The 1,083-nt window shown below is 60.9% G+C and carries 1 protein-coding gene; it reads right to left on the reverse strand.

Features of this window, described 5'->3' with window-relative positions; all coding sequences use genetic code 11:
- Positions 1 to 1,083 (reverse strand): Ig-like domain-containing protein (locus tag ACIQT8_RS25235; protein ID WP_400971293.1); only part of this gene is annotated, 1,083 nt, incomplete at both ends.

Raw genomic sequence — 1,083 nt, forward strand, 5'->3', positions numbered from 1 at the left:
GTTGAGGGTGAGGGTGCCGTTTGCCGGGGCGTTGACCAGGGATACGGTGAGGGGATCGTCGTCGGCATCGACGCCGTTGCCATTGTTGGCGAGGACATTGCCGTTGAGGGTCTGGCCTTCATTGATGGCGAATGCATCGTTCTGTGCCTGTGGCATCGGGTTTGTGACGGTCCATGTGAAGCTGCGCTCGACCGATCCGCCATTGCCGTCGACTGCGGTCATGGTGACGGTGAAGGCGTTGGTGCCGGTTGGTCCGGATGCGGATGGATCGATTGTTCCGGTGATCTGGCCTGTTGCGGGATCGTAGGAGAGGCCTGTCGGCAGACCGGTGATGGTGTAGGAGAGGGTATCGCCATCGACATCGGTAAACAGGTTGCCGAGGTTGATGTTGATGGCTGCTCCATCGAGATTGGCGCGTGGCGGCAGGGTTGGTGCGACGGGTGCGTCGTTGAGGCCTGTGACTGTGACGGTCAGCGTTGCGGTTGCGGTTGCGCCATTGCCGTCGGAGATGGTGTAGGTGATCGCGGTGGTGCGGCTTTCTCCGATCTGGAGGTCCTGGAAGGCCGATCCGGGATCGAAGCTGTAGGAGCCATCGGCGCGGATGACGAAGCTGCCGCCATTGCTGCCAGCAAGTGTTGCGCCGACACCATTTGCGCCATTGCCGACGCGGATGACTGTGAGGGTATCGCCATCGACATCGCTGTCGCTGCCAATGATGACATTGCCTTCGATGGGTGTGTTCTCATCGGTCTGTGCGACATCATCGACGGCGACGGGCAGATCGTTGACGGGATTGATCTGGCCTGCGACCGTTGCGGTGGAGGTGGTTGTGCCATCAAAGACGGTGTAGGTGAAGGCGAGCGGCCCGTTGAAGTTTGCCGCGCCTGTGAAGGTGAGTGTGCCATTGGCATTGAGGGTGACGGAGCCGCCGGTGACCGCCACGGAGGTGCCAACGGAGATGGCCTGTCCGTCGATTGCGGTGATGGTCAGTGGGTCGCCATCGGCATCACTGTCATTGGCGAGCACATCGAGAACCGTATTGCCGTCCTCGTTGAGGGTGAAGCTGTCATTGCCAAGAGCCGG

The organism is Agrobacterium sp. NPDC090273 (genome assembly GCF_044772305.1).
Lineage (GTDB): Bacteria > Pseudomonadota > Alphaproteobacteria > Rhizobiales > Rhizobiaceae > Agrobacterium.